Origin of the sequence: Saccharothrix mutabilis subsp. mutabilis, assembly GCF_039521145.1 — a bacterium.
Classification (GTDB): domain Bacteria; phylum Actinomycetota; class Actinomycetes; order Mycobacteriales; family Pseudonocardiaceae; genus Actinosynnema; species Actinosynnema mutabilis.
The window spans coordinates 695,160-713,430 of the sequence record NZ_BAAABU010000002.1 but is presented as its reverse complement, the minus strand read 5'-3'; the positions used below and the strand labels follow the sequence as shown (position 1 = coordinate 713,430).

The 18,271-nt window shown below is 72.5% G+C and carries 17 protein-coding genes; 11 read left to right on the top strand and 6 right to left on the bottom strand.

All coding sequences use genetic code 11. The annotated features are described in order from the left end of the window. Nucleotides 1-91: 91 nt before the first annotated feature. The 3 genes from moaA to ABD126_RS07195 all read left to right on the top strand — a co-directional run bounded on the left by moaA (nt 92) and on the right by ABD126_RS07195 (nt 2,441). Nucleotides 92-1,150: a GTP 3',8-cyclase MoaA gene (moaA, locus tag ABD126_RS07205; RefSeq protein WP_343932848.1), complete on the top strand. Its 1,059-nt coding sequence runs from the start codon at nt 92-94 to the stop codon at nt 1,148-1,150. Nucleotides 1,151-1,152: 2 nt separating this feature from the next. Beyond that, on the top strand, nt 1,153-1,407 hold the full coding sequence (locus tag ABD126_RS07200) for a MoaD/ThiS family protein (RefSeq protein WP_343932847.1): 255 nt from the start codon (nt 1,153-1,155) through the stop codon (nt 1,405-1,407). 374 nt (nt 1,408-1,781) lie between these two features. Next, nucleotides 1,782-2,441, top strand: coding sequence for a transglycosylase family protein (locus ABD126_RS07195; protein WP_343932846.1), 660 nt, complete (start codon nt 1,782-1,784; stop codon nt 2,439-2,441). Nucleotides 2,442-2,892: 451 nt separating this feature from the next. On the opposite strand, the gene ABD126_RS07190 is transcribed toward ABD126_RS07195, so the two are convergent. The 3 genes from ABD126_RS07190 to ABD126_RS07180 are packed head-to-tail and all read right to left on the bottom strand — an operon-like array spanning nt 2,893 to nt 5,885. Next, complete coding sequence (locus tag ABD126_RS07190) at nt 2,893-3,357, bottom strand: DUF2771 family protein (RefSeq protein WP_343932845.1); 465 nt, start codon at nt 3,355-3,357, stop codon at nt 2,893-2,895. 20 nt (nt 3,358-3,377) lie between these two features. Then, on the bottom strand, nt 3,378-4,949 hold the full coding sequence (locus ABD126_RS07185) for an MFS transporter (RefSeq protein WP_343932844.1): 1,572 nt from the start codon (nt 4,947-4,949) through the stop codon (nt 3,378-3,380). 33 nt (nt 4,950-4,982) lie between these two features. Next, complete coding sequence (locus ABD126_RS07180) at nt 4,983-5,885, bottom strand: threonine ammonia-lyase (RefSeq protein ID WP_343932843.1); 903 nt, start codon at nt 5,883-5,885, stop codon at nt 4,983-4,985. Between the two features lie 69 nt (nt 5,886-5,954). Between ABD126_RS07180 and ABD126_RS07175 the strand changes: the two genes are divergently transcribed. After that, on the top strand, nt 5,955-6,407 hold the full coding sequence (locus ABD126_RS07175; protein ID WP_343932842.1) for an Lrp/AsnC family transcriptional regulator: 453 nt from the start codon (nt 5,955-5,957) through the stop codon (nt 6,405-6,407). Here the strand turns inward: ABD126_RS07175 and ABD126_RS07170 are convergent. Continuing rightward, entirely contained in the window at nt 6,394-7,155 is a 762-nt protein-coding gene (locus ABD126_RS07170) for a glutaminyl-peptide cyclotransferase (RefSeq protein ID WP_343932841.1), read from the bottom strand. The two genes, ABD126_RS07175 and ABD126_RS07170, sit on opposite strands and share 14 nt — an antisense overlap. A 72-nt stretch (nt 7,156-7,227) precedes the next feature. Between ABD126_RS07170 and ABD126_RS07165 the strand changes: the two genes are divergently transcribed. Continuing rightward, nucleotides 7,228-8,172: a DUF3027 domain-containing protein gene (locus ABD126_RS07165; protein ID WP_343932840.1), complete on the top strand. Its 945-nt coding sequence runs from the start codon at nt 7,228-7,230 to the stop codon at nt 8,170-8,172. Continuing rightward, on the top strand, nt 8,169-10,997 hold the full coding sequence (locus tag ABD126_RS07160; RefSeq protein WP_343932839.1) for a sacsin N-terminal ATP-binding-like domain-containing protein: 2,829 nt from the start codon (nt 8,169-8,171) through the stop codon (nt 10,995-10,997). The genes ABD126_RS07165 and ABD126_RS07160 overlap by 4 nt, the downstream gene beginning before the upstream one ends. Nucleotides 10,998-11,360: 363 nt before the next feature. Here the strand turns inward: ABD126_RS07160 and ABD126_RS07155 are convergent, their stop codons facing one another. Next, nucleotides 11,361-11,621: a DUF2530 domain-containing protein gene (locus ABD126_RS07155; protein ID WP_343932838.1), complete on the bottom strand. Its 261-nt coding sequence runs from the start codon at nt 11,619-11,621 to the stop codon at nt 11,361-11,363. Nucleotides 11,622-11,695: 74 nt separating this feature from the next. Between ABD126_RS07155 and ABD126_RS07150 the strand changes: the two genes are divergently transcribed. From ABD126_RS07150 to ABD126_RS07135, 4 genes are read left to right on the top strand one after another with little or no spacing between them, the layout of a single operon-like run. Beyond that, a complete protein-coding gene (locus ABD126_RS07150) occupies nt 11,696-13,168 on the top strand; it encodes an NCS2 family permease (protein WP_343932837.1) in 1,473 nt (490 codons plus the stop codon). A gap of 31 nt (nt 13,169-13,199) precedes the next feature. Then, complete coding sequence (locus tag ABD126_RS07145) at nt 13,200-13,649, top strand: MarR family winged helix-turn-helix transcriptional regulator (RefSeq protein ID WP_343932836.1); 450 nt, start codon at nt 13,200-13,202, stop codon at nt 13,647-13,649. Nucleotides 13,650-13,652: 3 nt separating this feature from the next. Further along, a complete protein-coding gene (locus ABD126_RS07140) occupies nt 13,653-14,978 on the top strand; it encodes an MFS transporter (RefSeq protein WP_425542755.1) in 1,326 nt (441 codons plus the stop codon). Nucleotides 14,979-14,985: 7 nt separating this feature from the next. Next, entirely contained in the window at nt 14,986-15,759 is a 774-nt protein-coding gene (locus tag ABD126_RS07135) for an ABC transporter permease (RefSeq protein WP_425542761.1), read from the top strand. 172 nt (nt 15,760-15,931) lie between these two features. Here ABD126_RS07135 and ABD126_RS07130 read toward each other — a convergent pair whose 3' ends face one another. Beyond that, nucleotides 15,932-16,555: a superoxide dismutase gene (locus ABD126_RS07130; protein WP_343932833.1), complete on the bottom strand. Its 624-nt coding sequence runs from the start codon at nt 16,553-16,555 to the stop codon at nt 15,932-15,934. 132 nt (nt 16,556-16,687) lie between these two features. Between ABD126_RS07130 and ABD126_RS07125 the strand changes: the two genes are divergently transcribed. Beyond that, nucleotides 16,688-18,268 carry an ABC-F family ATP-binding cassette domain-containing protein gene (locus ABD126_RS07125; protein WP_425542760.1) on the top strand — a complete coding sequence of 527 codons (1,581 nt, stop codon included), beginning with the start codon at nt 16,688-16,690 and terminating at the stop codon, nt 18,266-18,268. The last annotated feature ends 3 nt before the right edge of the window (nt 18,269-18,271 follow it).

Genomic DNA, 18,271 nt, shown 5'->3' with positions numbered 1-18,271 from the left:
CCGGGGTTGGGATGGTCCTCCAACGCCTCCCGCCGTGCTGTGTCGGATTTGTAGCGGTACCCACAAGTGGCAGCCCATTACCCTGGTAGGGGTGACGGCAGTCGAGCTGGGACTACCCATCGTGCGCGGCACCCCCGACGTGGCCGACCGGCCCGACTCCCCGCTGCTGGTCGACCGGTTCGGGCGGGTCGCCACCGACCTGCGCGTGTCGCTGACCGACCGCTGCAACCTGCGCTGCACCTACTGCATGCCCGCCGAGGGCCTGGACTGGCTGCCCAAGCGGGAGCTGCTCTCCGACGCCGAGCTGGTGCGGCTGATCGGCATCGCGGTGACCCGCCTGGGCGTCACCAACATCCGCTTCACCGGCGGCGAGCCGCTGCTGCGGCCGGGCCTGGAAGACGTGATCGCGGCCACCTCCGCCCTGGACCCGCGGCCGAAGATCTCGATGACCACCAACGGCCTGAGCCTGGCCCGCCGCGCCGCCGACCTGGTGCGCGCCGGCCTCGACCGGGTGAACGTCTCGCTGGACACCCTCGACCCGGCCCGCTTCCGCGCGCTGACCCGCCGCGACCGGCTGGACGACGTGTTCGCGGGCCTGGCCGCCGCGCGGGACGCCGGGATGGCCCCGGTGAAGGTCAACGCGGTGCTGATGCGCGGGGTGAACGAGGACGAGGCCGTGCCGCTGCTGCGGTACTGCCTGGAGCACGGCTACCAGCTCCGGTTCATCGAGCAGATGCCGCTGGACCCGCAGCACGGCTGGAACCGCGACGACATGGTGACCGCTGAGGAGATCCTGGCGGCGCTGCGCACGGCGTTCGACCTCGCGCCCGAGCCGGGCGAGCGGGGCGGCGCGCCGGCGGAGCGGTGGCTGGTGGACGGCGGCCCGGCCGTGGTGGGCGTGATCGCGTCGGTCACCAGGCCGTTCTGCGCGGCCTGCGACCGGACCCGGCTGACCGCCGACGGCCAGGTGCGCAACTGCCTGTTCAGCCAGTCCGAGACCGACCTGCGGGCGCTGCTGCGCGCCGGCGCGACCGACGAGGAGATCGCGCGCCGGTGGCGGGCGAACTCGTGGGCGAAGGCGGCCGGTCACGGCATCAACGAGGCCGGCTTCCACCAGCCGGACCGTCCCATGAGCGCCATCGGAGGCTGAAGTTGGTCGAGCTGACGGTCCGGTACTTCGCGGGCGCGCGCGCCGCCTCGGGCACCCCCGACGAGAACCTCGCCCTGCCCGCCGGGGCGACCGTGGCCACCGCGCTGACGGCGATCGAGACGCGGCACGACGAGAGGCTCGCCCGGGTCCTCAAGGCGTGCAGCTTCCTCCTGGACGGCGTCGCGGTCCGCGACCGCGCCACCCCCATCCCTCCCAGCGCCCAGTTGGACGTCCTCCCGCCCTTCGCGGGGGGCTGACCCGGGCGGCGGATCGACGTGATCCATGCCTCACTGAGGGTGATCGATCTCGACGGATCTCGGATTGGAAACGGGACGATAACGACGCTCTGACCAGCGGGAACAACAGGGTCGACGGATCACCCGAGTTCGTTACAGTGATGTGGATCACCCCCCAGATCGTTTTACCTCGCTCCGGTGGTTACGTACGGTCGCTCGTTGGTTGGCCCCGACCGACCAAGAGCACCACCCGGGACGCCGCACACCGAACCCCGTCCAACGGCTCCCGGCACCAACCCCGAGCGAGAGAAATCCGCCGGACGGGGGGACCGATCGGCCACGAGGGGAACCCGAGCCCCGGCCGGTCGAGCAGGTGTGGGTGGGCAGAGAGGCACATGGCTTCGTACCGAGGCAAGCACCGCCCGACCACCAGCGCCGCCGCCCGCACCGTCGCGAAGGTCGCCGTAGCCGGCGTCATCGTCGGCGCCCCGCTGGGCCTGGCGGCCGGCACGGCGAACGCGCAGAGCGTGAACTGGGACGCGGTGGCGGCGTGCGAGAGCGGCGGCGACTGGAGCATCAACACCGGCAACGGCTACTACGGCGGGTTGCAGTTCCTGCCCAGCACGTGGCGCGCCAACGGTGGCCAGGGCATGCCGCACGAGGCGTCGCGCGAGGAGCAGATCCGCGTGGCCGAGAACGTCCTGCAGACGCAGGGCATCAACGCCTGGCCGGTCTGCGGCCCGAAGGGCCTGGGCGGCGGCGCCGCACCGGCCCCGAAGCGCACCACCCCGGCCCCGGCCCAGCCCCGCAAGCAGACCGCTCCGGTCCAGCAGCAGCAGCAGACCGCGCCGGTCCAGCAGGCGGCCCCGGTGACGGTGGCCCTGCCGTCGACCAACCCGAACGGCGACTACGAGATCAAGCCGGGCGACAGCCTGTCGAAGATCGCGGAGGAGCTGAAGGTCGAGGGCGGCTGGGCGAAGCTGCACGAGCTGAACAAGCAGTTCATCCCGAACGCGGACCTGATCCTGCCGGGCCACAAGATCGCCACGAAGTAACCCGGGTCACCACGACCCACCAGACCGCACGGGCCATCCCCCGACCCGTGCACAAACCAGGGGCCCCTGCCGACCTCCCCCCACGGCAGGGGCCCCTGTCACATCACGCTCAAGGCACGCCTCCGCGCCGCAGGCGCACGCCAAGCGCAGCGCCCACGGAAGGGCCTCGGTTCGTTCCCCGTACGGCCTGGGCGCAGCCCAACCGCGCTTCGCTCTTGTCCGCAACCACGCTTCACCGGTTGCGGACAAGAGCGAAGGGTGGTTGCCTCCGGCAGGCCGTACGGGGAACGAACCGACGCCCTTCCACCCCCGGGGGCCTGCCGCGCGGCGAGCGCCGCTTTTCGCTCTTCGCTTTTCGCTTTTCAGCTCTTCGCTTTTGCCCCCAGCCCCCAGCCCCCAGCCCCCAGCCCCCAGCCCCCAGCTCTTGATCTTGAGAGCCGCGAAGCGCAAGCTAGCGACGATCGTCGACAGACAAAACCCAGGTCCCACGAGCAACGAAGTCGAAAGCGCCAGTAGCACTGGTCTCGATCCGAGCCCCGTACTGCTGCACCTCGACGCTCTCCAACTGGTCATCCGGGTTCGGCAACACCAACGTGTAGGCGAACCGGGGCTCCCGCTCGGTGAACAGCTTGCTCCGCAACGGCTCCTGCGCCTCACCCCGCGCATTGCGGTAGGTGAACTTCACCGACCACGCCGAGTTGGCCAACTCCCCGGGCACCGAAATCTGGACCGGACGACCGGGTCGCACGCGCAGCACCCCCGCCGCCCGCGCGTCCACGTCGCAGTCCTCGGACTTCAGGTCGCAGTACTGGGTCGGCTTCACGACAACGGTCTTGCCGTCCGCGTAAAACGTCACCTCGGGGTTCGTCGGGACGGCACAGGCCGCAACGAACAGCAGCGGCAGGACGGGCAACACTCGGCGCACGGCTGACGAGCCTACGGGGTGACCGCCGTCGGCCTGATGGGGCGGTCGCCGCCCAGGCCCGGGATCAGCGTGCTGCCCTGCCGGGTCGCGATCGTCTGGGCCAGCCCGCACGCCAGCAGCCCCGACAGCACCGTGAACCCGATCCAGTACTCGGTCGGCAGCAACACGCCCATCGCGCCGCCGAACACCCACCCGAGCTGCAGGATCGTCTCCGACCGCCCGAACGCCGACGCCCGCGACTCCTCCGGCAGGTCGTCCTGGATCACCGCGTCCAGCGACACCTTGGCCAGCGAACTCGCCGTCGCGCCGACCAGGCCCACCACCGCCGCCGTGATCAGGCCCGGCAGGATCGCGGCCAGGACCGTGGACAGCACGGCCGCGACCAGGCACCCGATCACGACCTGGTCCGGCGCGCCGAAGTGCAGCCGCGCGCCCACCGCGTTGCCGAGGAAGCTCCCGACACCGGCCGCGCCCGCGATCACGCCCAGCAGCAGCAACTGCATGAACGCGTCACCCTCGGTCTGCGCCCGCACCACGAACGCCGAGAACAGCATGAGGAACCCGGTCAGCATCCGGATCGAGCCGTTGCCCCACAGCGCCACCACGACCGTCCGGCCCAGCGCCTGGCGCGGCTTGCGCGGCTTGGCGCGCAGCGACGTCGGCACCTCGCCCTCGGTCACCTCGACCCACGCCGGGATCCGCAGGCACAGCCACGCGTTCACCAGGCACAGCACGGCCGTGAACCACAGCGCGCCGGGCGAGCCGAACAGGTTCGCGAACCCGGCCGCGACCGCGCCGAACACACCGCCCGCCGCCAGCCCGAACACGGTCATCCGGGCGTTGGTCTTGGACAGCGTGATCTCGCGCGGCAGCACCCGGGGGGTGATCGCCGCCTTGAGCACGGTGAACGACTTCGACAGCACCATGCTGCCCAGCGCCGCCGGGTACAGGCCCCAGTTGTCGAAGTTCATCGCCATGACGATGGACAGGAACACCCGCAGCACGCACGACAGCGCCAGCGCGACCCGGCGGCCGTGCTGGATGCGGTCGAGGACCGGGCCGATCACCGGGGCGACGACCGCGAACGGGGCGACCGTGATCAGCAGGTACAGCGCGACCTTGCCCCGGCTCTCCCCAGCCGCCGCCGAGAAGAACAGGGTGTTGGCCAGCGCGACGGCCATCGCGGCGTCGGCGGCGTAGTTCAGCATCACCGCGTAGGTCAGCGACGACAGCCCGGACTGCTTGGCCCCGTCCGCGTGCGCCGCGCGCCGGAACGCCCGCACCGCCTGCGTGCTGAGCTGCTTGGTCCGGAACCACGCCACGCGGGTGACGGTCAACTTCTTCGGCAAGGTCGGCGTGGTTGGCCCGTCGCCCGGTCGCGGCTCTCGCGGCGGCGGATACCCACGCTCATCCCGCGGCGGCGGATACCCACCGGGCGCGGCGCCGGGTGGAGCACCGGGCGCGGCACCGGGCGGCACGCCGGGTGGCACGCCGGGCGTCGGGTACGGCCGGGTCCGCGGCTTGTACTCGTCGTCCTCCCACGGGTACCGCCGCGACGGGTCTTCCGGCCGTGGACGCGTCACACCCCAATCCTGCCTCACCGGCTCCGGGCTGTCTCACACATTGCTCCCGGTGAGCACGGTGGCGCAGGTCTCCCCGGGCAGGTCGTGGACCGCCAACCCGGCCAGCCCCGCCGCCCCCGCCGGCTCCAGCACCAGCCCGAGCGTCCGCAGGGCGAGGTCGGCCGCGTCCCGCAGGGCGTCGTCGGACACCAGCACCACGTCGTCCACGAGTTCCCTCACCCGTGTGACCGACTCCGCGACCGGGACCCGCACCGCGATGCCGTCGGCGATCGTCTCGGCCGGCCCCTCCCACGCCCGCCCGGCCCACGCGTGCGCCAACGCGGGCGCGCCGGCCGCGCACACCCCGACCACCCGCGTGTGCGGCGAGTGGTGCTTGAGCCACCGGGCCATGCCGGTGATCAGCGCGCCGTCGCCGAGCGGCACCACGACCGTGTCGACCGGCACGCCCGCCCCCAGCAGCTCCACGGCGATGGTGCCCGCCCCCTCGCACACGGCCGGCTCCCGACCGTCCTCGACGAACACCGCCCCGGTCTCCTCGGCGTGCCGCCGCGCGACGTCCTTCGCGCCGGTGAAGTCGCCCGGGACCTCGTGCACGGTCGCGCCGAGCAGCCGCATCCGGCGCACCTTCTCCGGCCTCGCCCGGTCCGACACGAACACCTCGACCGGGAAGCCGTGGTTGCGCCCCGCGTAGGCCACGGCCTGCCCGAAGTTGCCCGCCGACGCGCACACCACGGACCGCCCGACGGGCAGCGTCGAGGCCAGGAAGTCCGCTCCTCTGCCCTTGAAGCTGCGCAACGGGTTCGCGGTCTCCACCTTCACCAGCACCCGGCGGCCCAGCGCGGCGCACAGCTGCTCGTCCACGTACTGCGGGGTGTCGCGGAACACGGGGTCGATGGTCTTGGCGGCGCGGGCGATGTTCTCCAGCTCGATGTCCATGCCCAGAAGCTAGGTCGCCCGCCCGTGGTGGCGATTGAAAGTTCACCCGCCACCACGCAAGATCTTTGCGTGGACGACGTGGACCGCCGACTCCTGGAGCAGCTCCAGCAGGACTCCGGCCGCACCCTGCACGACCTGGGCGAGCTGGTCGGCCTGTCGCCCTCCGCCGTGCAGCGGCGGATCACCCGCTACCGGGCGTCCGGGCTGCTCAAGCGCGAGGTGGCGGTGCTCGACGTGGGCAAGGTGGGCGGGCTGCTCGCCGTGGTGCTGGTGGTGCTCGAACGGGAGTCCCACGCGCACCACCGGGCCTTCGCCGAGCGCATGCGCGCCACGCCCGAGGTGCAGCAGTGCTACGAGCTGGCCGGGCGGTGGGACTACCTGGTGGTGCTGTCCGTCCCCGACATGGCCCGCTGCCGCGAGGTCGGCGACGAGCTGTTCCAGCGCGACGACAACGTCAAGCGCTACGAGACGATGCCGGTGTTCGACGCGGTGAAGGCCGGGCTCGCGGTCACCCTTCCTTGATCTTCACCCGGAAGATCGTCGGCCAGTTCTTGCCGGTGACCAGGAACTCGTCGGTGCTGCCGGGCACCGCCGCGATGCCGTTGAGGACGTTCGACTCGGGCACGTCCGCCGGGCGCACGGAGCTGAGGTCGACGGTGGTCAGCACGTCGCCGGTCTTCGGGTCGATCTTGACGACCTCGTCGAGCTGCCACAGGTTCGCCCACACGGCCCCGCCGACGCACTCCAGCTCGTTGATCCGGACCAGCGGGACGCCGTTGCGGCGGACGGTCACGCGGCCGGTCTCGGCGAACGTCTCCGGGTCGCGGAACCGCAGCTCCTCGGTGCCGTCGCTCATCACCAGCCGGTCGCCGTCGCGGCACAGGCCCCAGCCCTCGCCCTCGTACGTGGCGCGTTTCACCTCTTGGAGGGTGTTCTTGTCGCGCTGGATGGCCACGCCGTTGCGCCAGGTGAGCTGCCAGACGCGGTCGCCGACGACGGTCACGCCCTCGCCGAAGAAGTCCGCGGGCAGGTCCACGCGCTGCTTGACCTCGCCGGTGGCCGGGTCGATGCGGCGCAGCGTCGACTCGCCCTCCAGGCCGGTGCCCTCGTAGAGGACGCCGTCGACCAGCTCCAGGCCCTGGGTGAACGCCTCCGGGTCGTGCGGGAGGGTGCCGACCACCTCGACGGTGGGTCTGCCCTGCTGGTCGGGCTGTTCGGGCGGGTTCGGCGTGGACGTGCACGCCGTCGACATGACGAGGACCACTGCCACCGGGAGCCACCGCACGTCCGAAAGGGTGGCACGTGTGCACGAGCCTGCGAAGACGTGCGGCACAATTCACCTGTGACCGCCACGCCGACCCAGCAGCCCGATCCAGTGCTCGCCGACCCGGCGCTCGTCGACGCCGCGGCGGTGTCGACCGCCCGCGCCGCGGCTCAAGAAGAAGCGGGTGCGGAACCCGTAGGTGCGCACGTGGGTGCGCTCGCCGAGGACGAGGCGTCGGTCACCCACCTGTTCGAGGCCGAGCACGCCGGGTACCGGGGGTGGAACTGGGCGGTGACCGTCGCGTTCGCCGGGCCGGGCACGCCGGTGTCGGTGTCCGAGGTGGTGCTCCTGCCGGGCAACGACGCGCTGGTCGCGCCGGACTGGGTGCCGTGGCACGAGCGCGTGCGCGCCGGCGACCTGGGCGTCGGCGACCTCCTGCCGGCCCGGGAGGACGACCCGCGCCTGGTGCCGGGGTACGTGGGCTCCGACGACCCGGCGGTCGAGGAGGTCGCGCTGGAGGTCGGCCTGGGCCGGGTGCGCGTGCTGTCCCGCGAGGGCGTGCTGGACGCGGCGTCCCGCTGGCACGGCGGCGACTTCGGCCCGCGCAGCGACATGGCCCGCAGTGCTCCCGCGACCTGTGGGACGTGCGGTTTCTACACGCGGATCGCGGGGTCGCTGGGCGCGGCGTTCGGGGTGTGCGCGAACGAGCTGACGCCGGCGGACGGGCACGTGGTGCACGTGGAGTACGGGTGCGGCGCGCACTCGGAGGTCGAGGTGGAGGGCGGCCCGGCGGTGCCGGTGGCCGACCTGGTCTACGACGACGCGATCCTGGACGTCGAGGTGAACGAAACCGTCGCTGAGACCGCGCCGACCGAGGCCGCGTCGACCGAGGCCGAAGCCGCTGAGCCGACTGCTGCCGAAGCCGGGCCCGCCGCCGAAGCTGAGCCTGCCGAAGCCGCTGCATCTGCCGAAGCTGAGCCTGTCGAAGCCGAGCCTGCCGAAGCGGACGAGTCCGGGCGGTGAGCCGGGACCCGTTCGGCACCGAGGCGTTGCGGGACTCGGTGCTCGCTGCCTGGCGCGGCTCGCCCACGCGGTTCCGCGAGGACGCCAACGCCGAGGAGGACCTGCGCCTGGGCGGCTACCGCGACCGCCTGCTGGTCGAACTCGCCCAGAACGCCGCCGACGCCGCCGGCCCCACCCCGGGCACGCTCCGACTGTCCATCGTGGACGGCGAGCTGCGGGCCGCCAACACCGGGCACCCGCTGACCGCCGAGGGCGTGGCGGCCCTGGCCTCGCTGCGCGCGTCCGCCAAGTCCGCCGACACGGTGGGCCAGTTCGGCGTCGGTTTCGCCGCCGTCCTCGCCGTCACCGACGCCCCGCGCGTGGTCTCGACGTCCGGTGGGGTGCTGTTCTCCGCCTCCCGCACCCGGCAGGCCGTCCCGGAGCTGGCCGAGGCGCGCGGCGGTGACGTGCCCGTGCTGCGGCTGGTCTGGCCGACCGACGAGGCCGACCTCCCCGCGGGCTTCGACACCGAGGTCCGCCTGCCGCTCAAGGTCGACGCCGCCCCGCTGCTCGCCGAGTTCGCCGACCAGGTCCCGGACCTGCTGCTCGCGCTGCCCGGCCTCCGACGGATCGAGGTCGGCGACCAGGTCTGGGAGCGCGCCGAGGACGACGGCGTGGTCGTGCTGCACGGCCCGGCCGGGGCGCAGCGGTGGCGCGTGCACCGCGTCGGCGGCGAGCTGTCCGCGCACCTGGTGCAGGGCGTCGAGGCCCGGCCGCACTGGAACGCCTGCTGGGCGTGGCCGATGGACGAGCCGCTGACCGGCGACGTCCTGCACGCCCCGACCCCGACCGACGAGAAGATGTCCCTGCCGGCGCGGCTGATCGCGTCCCTGCCGGTGGAACCGTCCCGCCGGCGCGTGCTGGTCGGCGCGGCGGCCGAGTTCGTGCTCGACCAGGCCGCCCTGGCCTACCCGGACCTGGTCCTCGCGCTGCCCGCGATCGACCGCACGTCCCTGGTGCCGCTGCCCGGCTTCCCGCTGTCCGAAGTGGATGGTCTGCTGCGCGAGCGCGTCCTGGCCGCGCTGCGGAAGGCGTCCTGGCTGCCGCTGGCCAGCGGCGAGTGGACCGCGCCGGAGAACGCCCGGGTCCTCGACGCCCCGTCCGAGCCGCTGGTCGAGCTGCTGGAGGACGTCGTCCCCGGCCTGCTGGACGCCGAGCTGACCCTGCCCGAGCACGCGAAGGCGTTGGCGGCGCTGGAAGTCCCGCGCATGTCGGTCGCCGAGGTGGTCGAGGCGCTGGCCGGGATCGGCGGCGACCCGGGCTGGTGGCACGAGGTCTACGACGCGCTGACCCCGCTGGCCGACGTCGACTCCACGGCCCGCGAGGAGATGGGCAGCCTGCCCGTGCCGCTCGCGGACGGCCGCCTGGTCAGCTCGCCGCGCGGCGTGTACGTGCTGCCCGCCGACGTGTCGTTCGACGTGTCCGGCCTGCGGATCGTCCACCCGGAGGCGGCGCACCCGCTGCTGCTGCGCCTGGGCGCGCTGGAGGCCGGCCCGGGGGAGCTGCTCGACTCCGACGCCCTGCGCGAGGCCGTCAAGCACAGCCTCGACGACCCCGCGATGGACGGCCCGGACCTGGTCAAGACGGTCCTGTCGCTGGTCGCGCGGGCCGGCGGACGTCCGTGGCTGGGTGAGCTGGCCCTGCCCGACGCCGAGGGCGACTGGCGGCGCGCCGACGAACTGGCCCTGCCCGACTCGCCGCTGCTGTCGGTGCTGGAGTCCGACGCCCCGATCGGCGTGCTCGACGCCGACCTGGCCGCCCGGTGGCCGCGCGAGGTGTGGACGGGCGTGGGCGTGATCGACGGGTTCACCGTCGTGGACGACACCGCGCCCACCGAGCCGGACCACGACCTGGCCGACGAGGGCTATTGGTGGGACGGCGCGGACGAGCCGCCGACCCGCGTGCTGGGCATCCGCGACCTGGACCTGGTGGCGCGCGACAAGTGGCCGGCCGCCCTGCGCCTGATGGCCGCCGACCCGGTCGCGTGGCGCGCGGTGGCCGAACCCGACGGCTACACGGGCTGGTGGCTGGCCCGCTACGCGACCATCGAGGGCTGCCCGCTCAACGGGTGGCGCCTGCCGGACGCGGAGGGCCTGGACGGCCTGTACGACGTGGTGCCCGACGTGGACGTCCCGCCGCACGTGCTGGCGGCGGCCGGTGTGCGGACCGCGTTGACGGTGCTGGACGAGGACGACGTCACCGACCTGCTGACCCGGTTGGGCGACCCGGAGCGCAAGCTCGCCGACGCGTTGGTGCTGCGGGTGCACGCGGCCCTGGCGGAGGTGGCGGACTCGGTGAGCGTCGAGCCGCCGGACCGCGTGCGGGTGCTGACCGGCGAGGCCGTGGCGGCGGACGACGTGGTGGTGCTGGACCTGCCGTGGCTGCTGGGCGTCCTGCCCGGCAACCAGGTCCTGGCCGCCGAGGGGCACGCGGAGGCGTTGGCGGAGCTGCTCGCGCTGCCGCTGGCCTCCGAAGAGGTCGTCGGGGAGGTCGAGACCGCGGGCGACGAGGTCGTGTGGGCCGAGCTGGGCGCGGTCCGGCTGGCCTGCGACCTGCTCGGGGTGGAGCTGCCGACCAGCCCGGTGATCGTCCACGACGAACTGCACGTGGTGTTCGAAGGCGAGTCGCACGAGGTGTCGTGGTGGGTCGAGGACGGCGTGCCGCACGCGGCGGACACGCCGGAGGGACTGGCGCGGGCGCTGGCGTGGGCCACGAACAGGTGGTCCGACCGGCACGCGTTCGCGGCCTTGATCGCCGACCCGACCCCGACCGTCCTGTTGGGTTGATCGGAGCACGCGGAGCGTGCGGCTGGGCGTTTCGCCCTCAAAATCAAAGATCAAGAGCGCCTCGCCGGCGGGCAGGCCGCCAAGGATGGACACAAGAGCAAGGGCGGGGGCTTCTTGCTTGTGCCATCCCCGTACGGCCTGGCGGAGCCGACCACACTTTGCCGGGGTCGGTCGAAAAACTTTTGCTCGTTCCTCGCAAAACTTTTTGGCCCGACCCCGGCAAAGTGCGGTAGCCCTTCGGGCAGGCCATACGGGGATGACACAAGCAAGAAGCCCGGGTCGGGGGTGACCCGGCGGGGCCCTTCGCGGCGCTGCGCGCCGAAAAGCGGGTGTGTCGAAGGTGGTGTGTCGGGGTGGGGGCGGTTAGTCGAGGCCGGATTGGGCGGTGCGCGAACCCCTTCGGGCGGCTGATCGTTGCCATCTGAAGATGCCGTAGCCGATCACGCCCAGGCCCGCGCCCGCCGCGCACGTCCACAGCAACGTGGTCTGGTCGCGCGCGAACAGGAGGACCGCCGCGAACGCCAGCAGCCACAGGGCCGTGCCGCCGGCGATGGCGGGGACCGGGTCGGTCAGCCGCACCGGCAGCGGGGGCGGGGCGGGCAGCGATTGGGTCTGTTCGGCCACGTCAGGCAGGCTACCTGGCGGAAACACCGGTGCGGCACGCTCTGCGCACCTGGACTACCCGGAGTGGAGGCGAGATGGCCGCGAAGACCGGCGGTGAGGTGTCGAGGACAGGGCTCGACGGCTTCTTCAAGATCTCCGAGCGCGGCTCGACGGTGGGGCGGGAAGTGCGCGGTGGGCTGGTCACGTTCGTGACCATGGCCTACATCGTCGTGCTGAACCCGCTGATCCTGGGCAGCTTCGCGGCGGACGACCCGTCGGCCAAGAAGGACGTGCTGGGCGCGATCCTGCCGGTGTCGCAGGTCGCGGCGGTCACGGCGCTGGTCGCCGGGGTCATGACGATCCTGTTCGGACTGGTCGCGAACTACCCGTTCGCGCTGGCCACCGGGCTCGGCATCAACTCGTTCGTGGCGGTGTCCCTCGCGCCGCAGATGACCTGGCCCGAAGCCATGGGGTTGGTCCTGGTGAACGGGCTCGTGGTGCTGCTGCTCGTCGTCACGGGGGTGCGCACGGCCGTGTTCAACGCGGTGCCGCCGGAGTTGAAGGCGGCCATCGCGGTCGGCATCGGCCTGTTCATCTGCTTCATCGGGCTGGTGGACGCCGGTTTCGTGCGGCGCGTCCCGGACGCGGCGGGCACGACCGTCCCGGTCGGACTGGGCATCGGCGGGTCCATCGCGTCCTGGCCGACGTTCGTGTTCGTGGTCGGCCTGGTGCTGACCGGCATCCTCGTCGCCCGCAAGGTCAAGGGCGCGATCCTCATCGGTGTGCTCGCCTCGACCGTGCTGGCGATCGTGGTGGAGGCGGTCGCGCAGGCCGGCCCGTCCAAGGGGACCAACCCGGCCGGGTGGAACCTGGGCTACCCGGCGCTGCCCGACCAGGTGTTCGGGCTGCCGGACCTCGCCCTGCTGGGTGACGTGTCGTTCGGCGCGTGGACCCGGCTGCCCGCCCTGACCGCCGCCCTGCTGGTGTTCACGCTCGTGCTGACCGACTTCTTCGACACCGTCGGCACCATGACCGGCCTGGGCAAGGAGGCCGGGCTGATCGGCAAGGACGGCCAGCTGCCCGGCGTGAGCAAGGCGTTGTTCGTGGACGGCGTGGGCGCGGTCGCGGGTGGGGCGGCGTCCAGCTCGTCCAACACCGTCTACATCGAATCGGCGGCCGGCATCGCGGAGGGCGCGCGGACGGGCCTGGCGAACGTCGTCACCGGCCTGCTGTTCCTCGCAGCGATGTTCCTGACCCCGCTGTACTCGATCGTGCCGGTCGAGGCGGCGGCCCCGGCGCTGGTCATCGTCGGCGCGCTGATGATCGTGCAGGTCAAGGAGATCGACTTCGGCGACTTCTCGGTGGCGCTGCCCGCGTTCCTCACGATCGTGGTGATGCCGTTCACCTACTCGATCGCCAACGGCATCGGCGCGGGCTTCGTCAGCTACGTGGTGCTGCGGGCGCTGACCGGGCGGGCGCGCAGCGTGCACCCGCTGATGTGGGCGGTGGCCGCCGCCTTCGTCGTCTACTTCGCCATCGGACCCATCCAGGCTGCTCTCGGCGGCTGAATGGGCAGGTTCACACGACGGGTGCGAGATCGTGAGGTATGCTAACTACGTGGCGGAGAGCGACGCGGAACGGGGACTGGCGAGCCGGTTGCGGCTGGCCGTGGTCCGGCTGACCCGACGGCTCCGCGCGCAGCGGGTGAACTCCGCGATCTCGCTCACCCAGGTGTCCGCGCTGTCCACGCTGCACAAGTGCGGGCCGCTGACGCCGGGCGAGCTGGCCGCCAAGGAAGGCGTCCAGCCGCCGTCCATGACGCGGGTGATCGCGGCGCTGGAGGAGTACGGCTTCGCCACGCGCCGCCCCCACCCGACCGACGGGCGGCAGGCGATCGTGGAGCTGACCGGGGCCGGGCTGGCCTACATAGACGAAGAGGTGTCCGCGCGCGAGGCGTGGCTGGACAAGCGGCTGGCGGAGCTGACACCGGAGGACCGGGCGGTGCTGTCGCGCGCCGCCGAGATAATCGACAGGATGGCGGGGCAGTAACGGGTGCCGGCGTACGCGGGTGGGAACGAGTCCGATCGGGTCGATCGAGGCGAAGCGCTACCCCCGCCGCCGAAACCCCGCATGTTCGGGTCCCTGCGCGTCCGCAACTACCGGCTCTACGCGTCCGGCCAGGTCGTGTCCCTGGTCGGCGTGTGGATGCAGCGCGTCGCCCAGGACTGGCTGGTGTTGGAGCTGTCCGACGGGTCGCCGGTGGCGCTCGGGATCGCGGCGGCGTTGCAGTTCGCGCCGATCCTGTTCCTGTCGCTGTGGGCGGGCGTGCTCGCGGACCGGATGGACAAGCGGCGGCTGCTGCTGGTCCTGGAGGTCGGGCTCGGGCTGTGCGCCCTGACGCTGGGCCTGCTCGACGTGCTCGGCGTCGCCGAGCTGTGGCACGTCTACCTGCTGTGCCTGCTGCTGGGCGCGGTCGCGGCCATCGAGACGCCGGTGCGGCAGTCGTTCGTGGTCGAGATGGTCGGCCGGAACCAGCTGACCAACGCCGTCGCGCTGAACTCGATGACGTTCAACCTGGCCCGCATGGTCGGTCCGGCCGTGGCCGGCGGGCTGATCATCGTCGTGGGCACCGGGTGGGTGTTCCTGCTCAACGCCATGACGTTCGTCGGCGTGATCGCGGGCCTGCTGCTGATGCGCCCGGCCGAGCTGCACCGCGGCGACCCCGTGCCGCGTGAGAAGGGCCAGCTGCGCGAGGGCCTGCGGTACGTGCGCGGGCGGGGCGACCTGGTGATCCTGCTGTTCCTGGTGTTCTTCGTCAGCACGTTCGGGCTGAACTTCCACGTGACGCTGGCGGTGCTGGCGCGCAACACGTTCGGGGGCGACGCCGACGCCTACGGCCTGCTCTCGACGCTGATGGCCGTGGGCACGCTGGCCGGCGCGACCCTGGCGGCCCGCCGCAGCGCCAAGGGCAAGCCGAAGCCGGGGTTGCTGATCATCGGCGCGCTGGCGTTCGGCGCGCTGGAGATCGTCGCCGGCCTGATGCCCTCGCTGTGGCTGACCGGCGCGCTGCTGATCCCCGTGGGCATCGCGATGATGACCTTCACGACCACCGCCAACTCGACCGTGCAGCTGGCCGTGACCCCGGCCATGCGCGGCCGGGTGATGGGCCTCTACATGCTGGTCTTCCTCGGCGGCAACCCGGTGGGCGGCCCGGTCATGGGCTGGCTGGCCGAGCACTTCACCGCCCGCGCGCCCCTGGTGGTCGGCGGGGCGGTCTCGATCGTGGCGGCCCTGGTCGGCGGCGTCGTCCTGGCGCGCCGCGGTGGCCTGACGCTGCCCTCGTACCGGCTCGGCCTGCGGCGGCGCGCCCGGCTCTGAGGCGATGATGGCCTCCGTGGTCATCACGACGGACTGGGTGCGGCTGCTCGTCGTCTGCGTGTTCTTCACCGGGGCGGCCGGGGCGGTGCTGTGGTGGGCGCGGTTGGCCTCCCCGCGACCGGTGGTCCGGGCGGCGGCGCGGGCGGCCGTGCAGCTGGCCGTCGTGTCGGCGGTCATCACGGTGGTGCTGGCGTCGTTGCCGTTGACGGCCGGGTTCCTGGTGCTGATGGCGGCGGTGGCGACCTGGACGTCGGCGGCGCGGACGAAGACCGGGTGGCGCGGGGCGTGGGTCGGGGTGGCGATCCTCGGCGGGACGGTCCCGGCGCTGGCGGCGCTGGTCCTGAGCGGGCTCGTGCCGGTCGAGGGAATCGCGCTGGTGCCGGTCGGCGGGATCCTCATCGGTGGCGCGATGACCGCGACGACGTTGTCCGTGCGGCGGGCGCTGGACACCCTGCGGGACCGGCACGGCGAGTTCGAGGCGGCCCTGGCGCTGGGGTTCACCGAGTCGGTGGCGGTGCGGGAGTTGGTGCGCGGGCCGGCGGGGGAGGCGTTGCTGCCTGCCCTGGACCAGACGCGGACCGTGGGGCTGGTCACACTTCCGGGTGCTTTCGTGGGCATGCTGCTGGGCGGGGCGCCGGTGTGGCAGGCCGGCGCGTTGCAGTTGGTGGTCCTGTTGGGGCTGCTCGCGGTGGAGGCGGCGGCGATCGCGGTGGTCGTGGAGCTGGTCGCGCGGGGGTTCGTGCGCCGGGCTTCCCAGCAAGGCGAAGTTAGGCTAACCTAAGTCTCGTTGCTTCGTGGTGGGAGCGGCAGTCAGTTCGGGAACAGACGAGGCCCCGCCTCCCGGTCGTACCGCCGGGGAGCGGGGCCTCGTCGTGTCCGGTGGCGGGGCTTGTCGGAGCATCCACCACGGGACCGGCGGCGCGGGGCTTGTCGGAGCACCCGTCGCCGGGTTCTCAGGGCAGCTGGAGACCGTTCCGCCCGGCGCGCGCGGCCTCGAAGCGGGCGTTGACGTCGTCCCAGTCGACGACGTTCCACAGCGCCGAGATGTAGTCGGCCTTCAGGTTGCGGTACTGCAGGTAGTACGCGTGCTCCCAGATGTCGAACACCAGCAGCGGCGTGGTGGCGATCGACAGGTTGGAGTGGTGGTCCTTGAGCTGCTGGGTGATCAGCCGCTGACCGACCGGCTCCCACGCGAGGATGCCCCAGCCGGACCCCTGGATGGACGACGACGCGGCGGTCAGCTGGGCGCGCAGCTTGTCGAACGACCCGAAGTGCTCGTCGATCGCCGCCGCCAGCTCGCCGGTGGGCTTGTCGCCGCCGTTGGGGGACAGGTTCTTCCACCACACCTGGTGCAGCGCGTGGCCGGCGAGGTGGAACGCGAGCGTGGTCTCCAGGCCGACGATCGAGCCGAAGGACTCCTTGTCGCGCGCCTCGGCGATCTGGTCCAGCGTGTCGTTCGCGCCCTTGACGTAGGCCGCGTGGTGCTTGGAGTGGTGCAGCTCGTTGATCTCGCCGATGATCGCCGGCTCCAGGTCGCCGTAGTCGTAATCCAGGTCGGGCAGGACGTACTGGGCCATGACATCCCCTCGTTGCAACCTTCTGGTACTTGCAATCTACTTGCAACTAGGGCGTCCGGAAACTGAGGTGCTGATCACCGGCGATCCTGCGACGATCGGGGCGTGTCCGTACTGGCAGCCCGGAACGTCACGCTGTCGTTCGGTCCGCGGACCGTGCTCCAGGAGGTCGATCTCGATGTTCACCCGGGTCAACGTGTCGGGCTGATCGCGCCCAACGGTGTCGGCAAGTCCACCTTGTTGCGGGTCCTCGCCGGCGAGGCGAAGCCGGACGAGGGGACCGTGGTCGCGCGCGGGAGCGTCGCTTTCCTCACCCAGGAGACGACCGTCCGGCCCGGGGAGTCGTTGCGGGCCCACCTCGCTCGGCGCACCGGTGTCGCCGCGGCGGTCGAGCGGTTCGAGGCCGCGACGCGCGCGTTGGCCGAGGGCGTGCCCGGCGCGGAGGACGCCTACGCGCACGCCTTCGACGGGTGGACCGCCATCGGCGCGGCCGACTTCGACGAACGCGCGGACGAGGTGTGCGAGCGGCTCGGGCTGCCCGCCGACCTGCTCGACGAGCACCGGACCCTGTCCGGCGGCCAGTCGGCGCGGCTGCGGCTGGCGTCGGTGCTGCTGGCGCGCGCGGAGTTCCTGCTGCTGGACGAGCCGACCAACGACCTCGACGCGGCCGGCCTGAACCTGCTGGAGTCGCACGTCCCGGCCAGCCCGGCGGGCATGGTCCTGGTCAGCCACGACCGCGAGTTCCTCGCCCGGACCACCACCCACATCGCCGAGCTGGACGAGTTCAGCCACGGTCTGACGGTGTTCGGCGGCGGCTGGGACGCGTACGTGGCCGAGCAGGCGGCGGCCCGGCGGCGCGCCCGCGAGGAGTACGAGACCTACGCCGCCAAGCGCGACGCGCTCGTCCAACGGGCCCGCGAGGTCCGCGAGTGGTCCCGCGCCGGCGTGCGCCGCAACGCGAAGTCCGACGAGCCGGACAAGAACATCAAGTTCTTCCGCAAGCAGGGCGCGGAGAACACCGCCGCGAAAGCGTCCACAGCGGACCGTGCGCTGGCCCGGTTGACGGAGGTGGAGGAGCCGCGTGAACCGTGGGAACTCCGCCTGACCCTGCCGTCGGCGGGGCGGGGCAGCCAGATCGCCTTCACGCTCCGGAACGCGGTCGTCCGGCGGGGCGAGGTCACGCTCGGCCCGATCGACCTGACCGTCGGCGCGGGGGAGCGGTGGCGGATCACCGGCCCGAACGGGTCCGGCAAGAGCACGCTGCTGGGCGCTCTGCTGGGCCGTGTCCCGCTGGTCTCGGGGAACCGCGGCCAGGGGGCGTCGGTGGTGGTCGGCGAGGTGGACCAGATCCGCGAAGGCTTCGCCACCGACCGCACCGCGCTGGCGGTCGTCGCCGAGGCCACCGGCCTGCCCGACGTGGAGGTCCGCACCCTGTTGGCCAAGTTCCGGGTGGGCGCGGACGCGGTCCTGCGCCCCGCCCGCTCCCTGTCCCCGGGCGAGCGGACGCGGGCGGGCCTGGCCGTGCTCCAGGCGCGGGGGACGACGTGCCTGGTGCTGGACGAGCCGACGAACCACCTGGACGTCCCGGCCATCGAGCAGTTGGAACAGGCCCTGGAGACCTACGAGGGCACCCTCCTGCTGGTCACGCACGACCGGCGGCTGGCCGACGCGGTGGGGGTGGACCACACACTCGACGTGCGGACCCTGGCAAGATGAGCG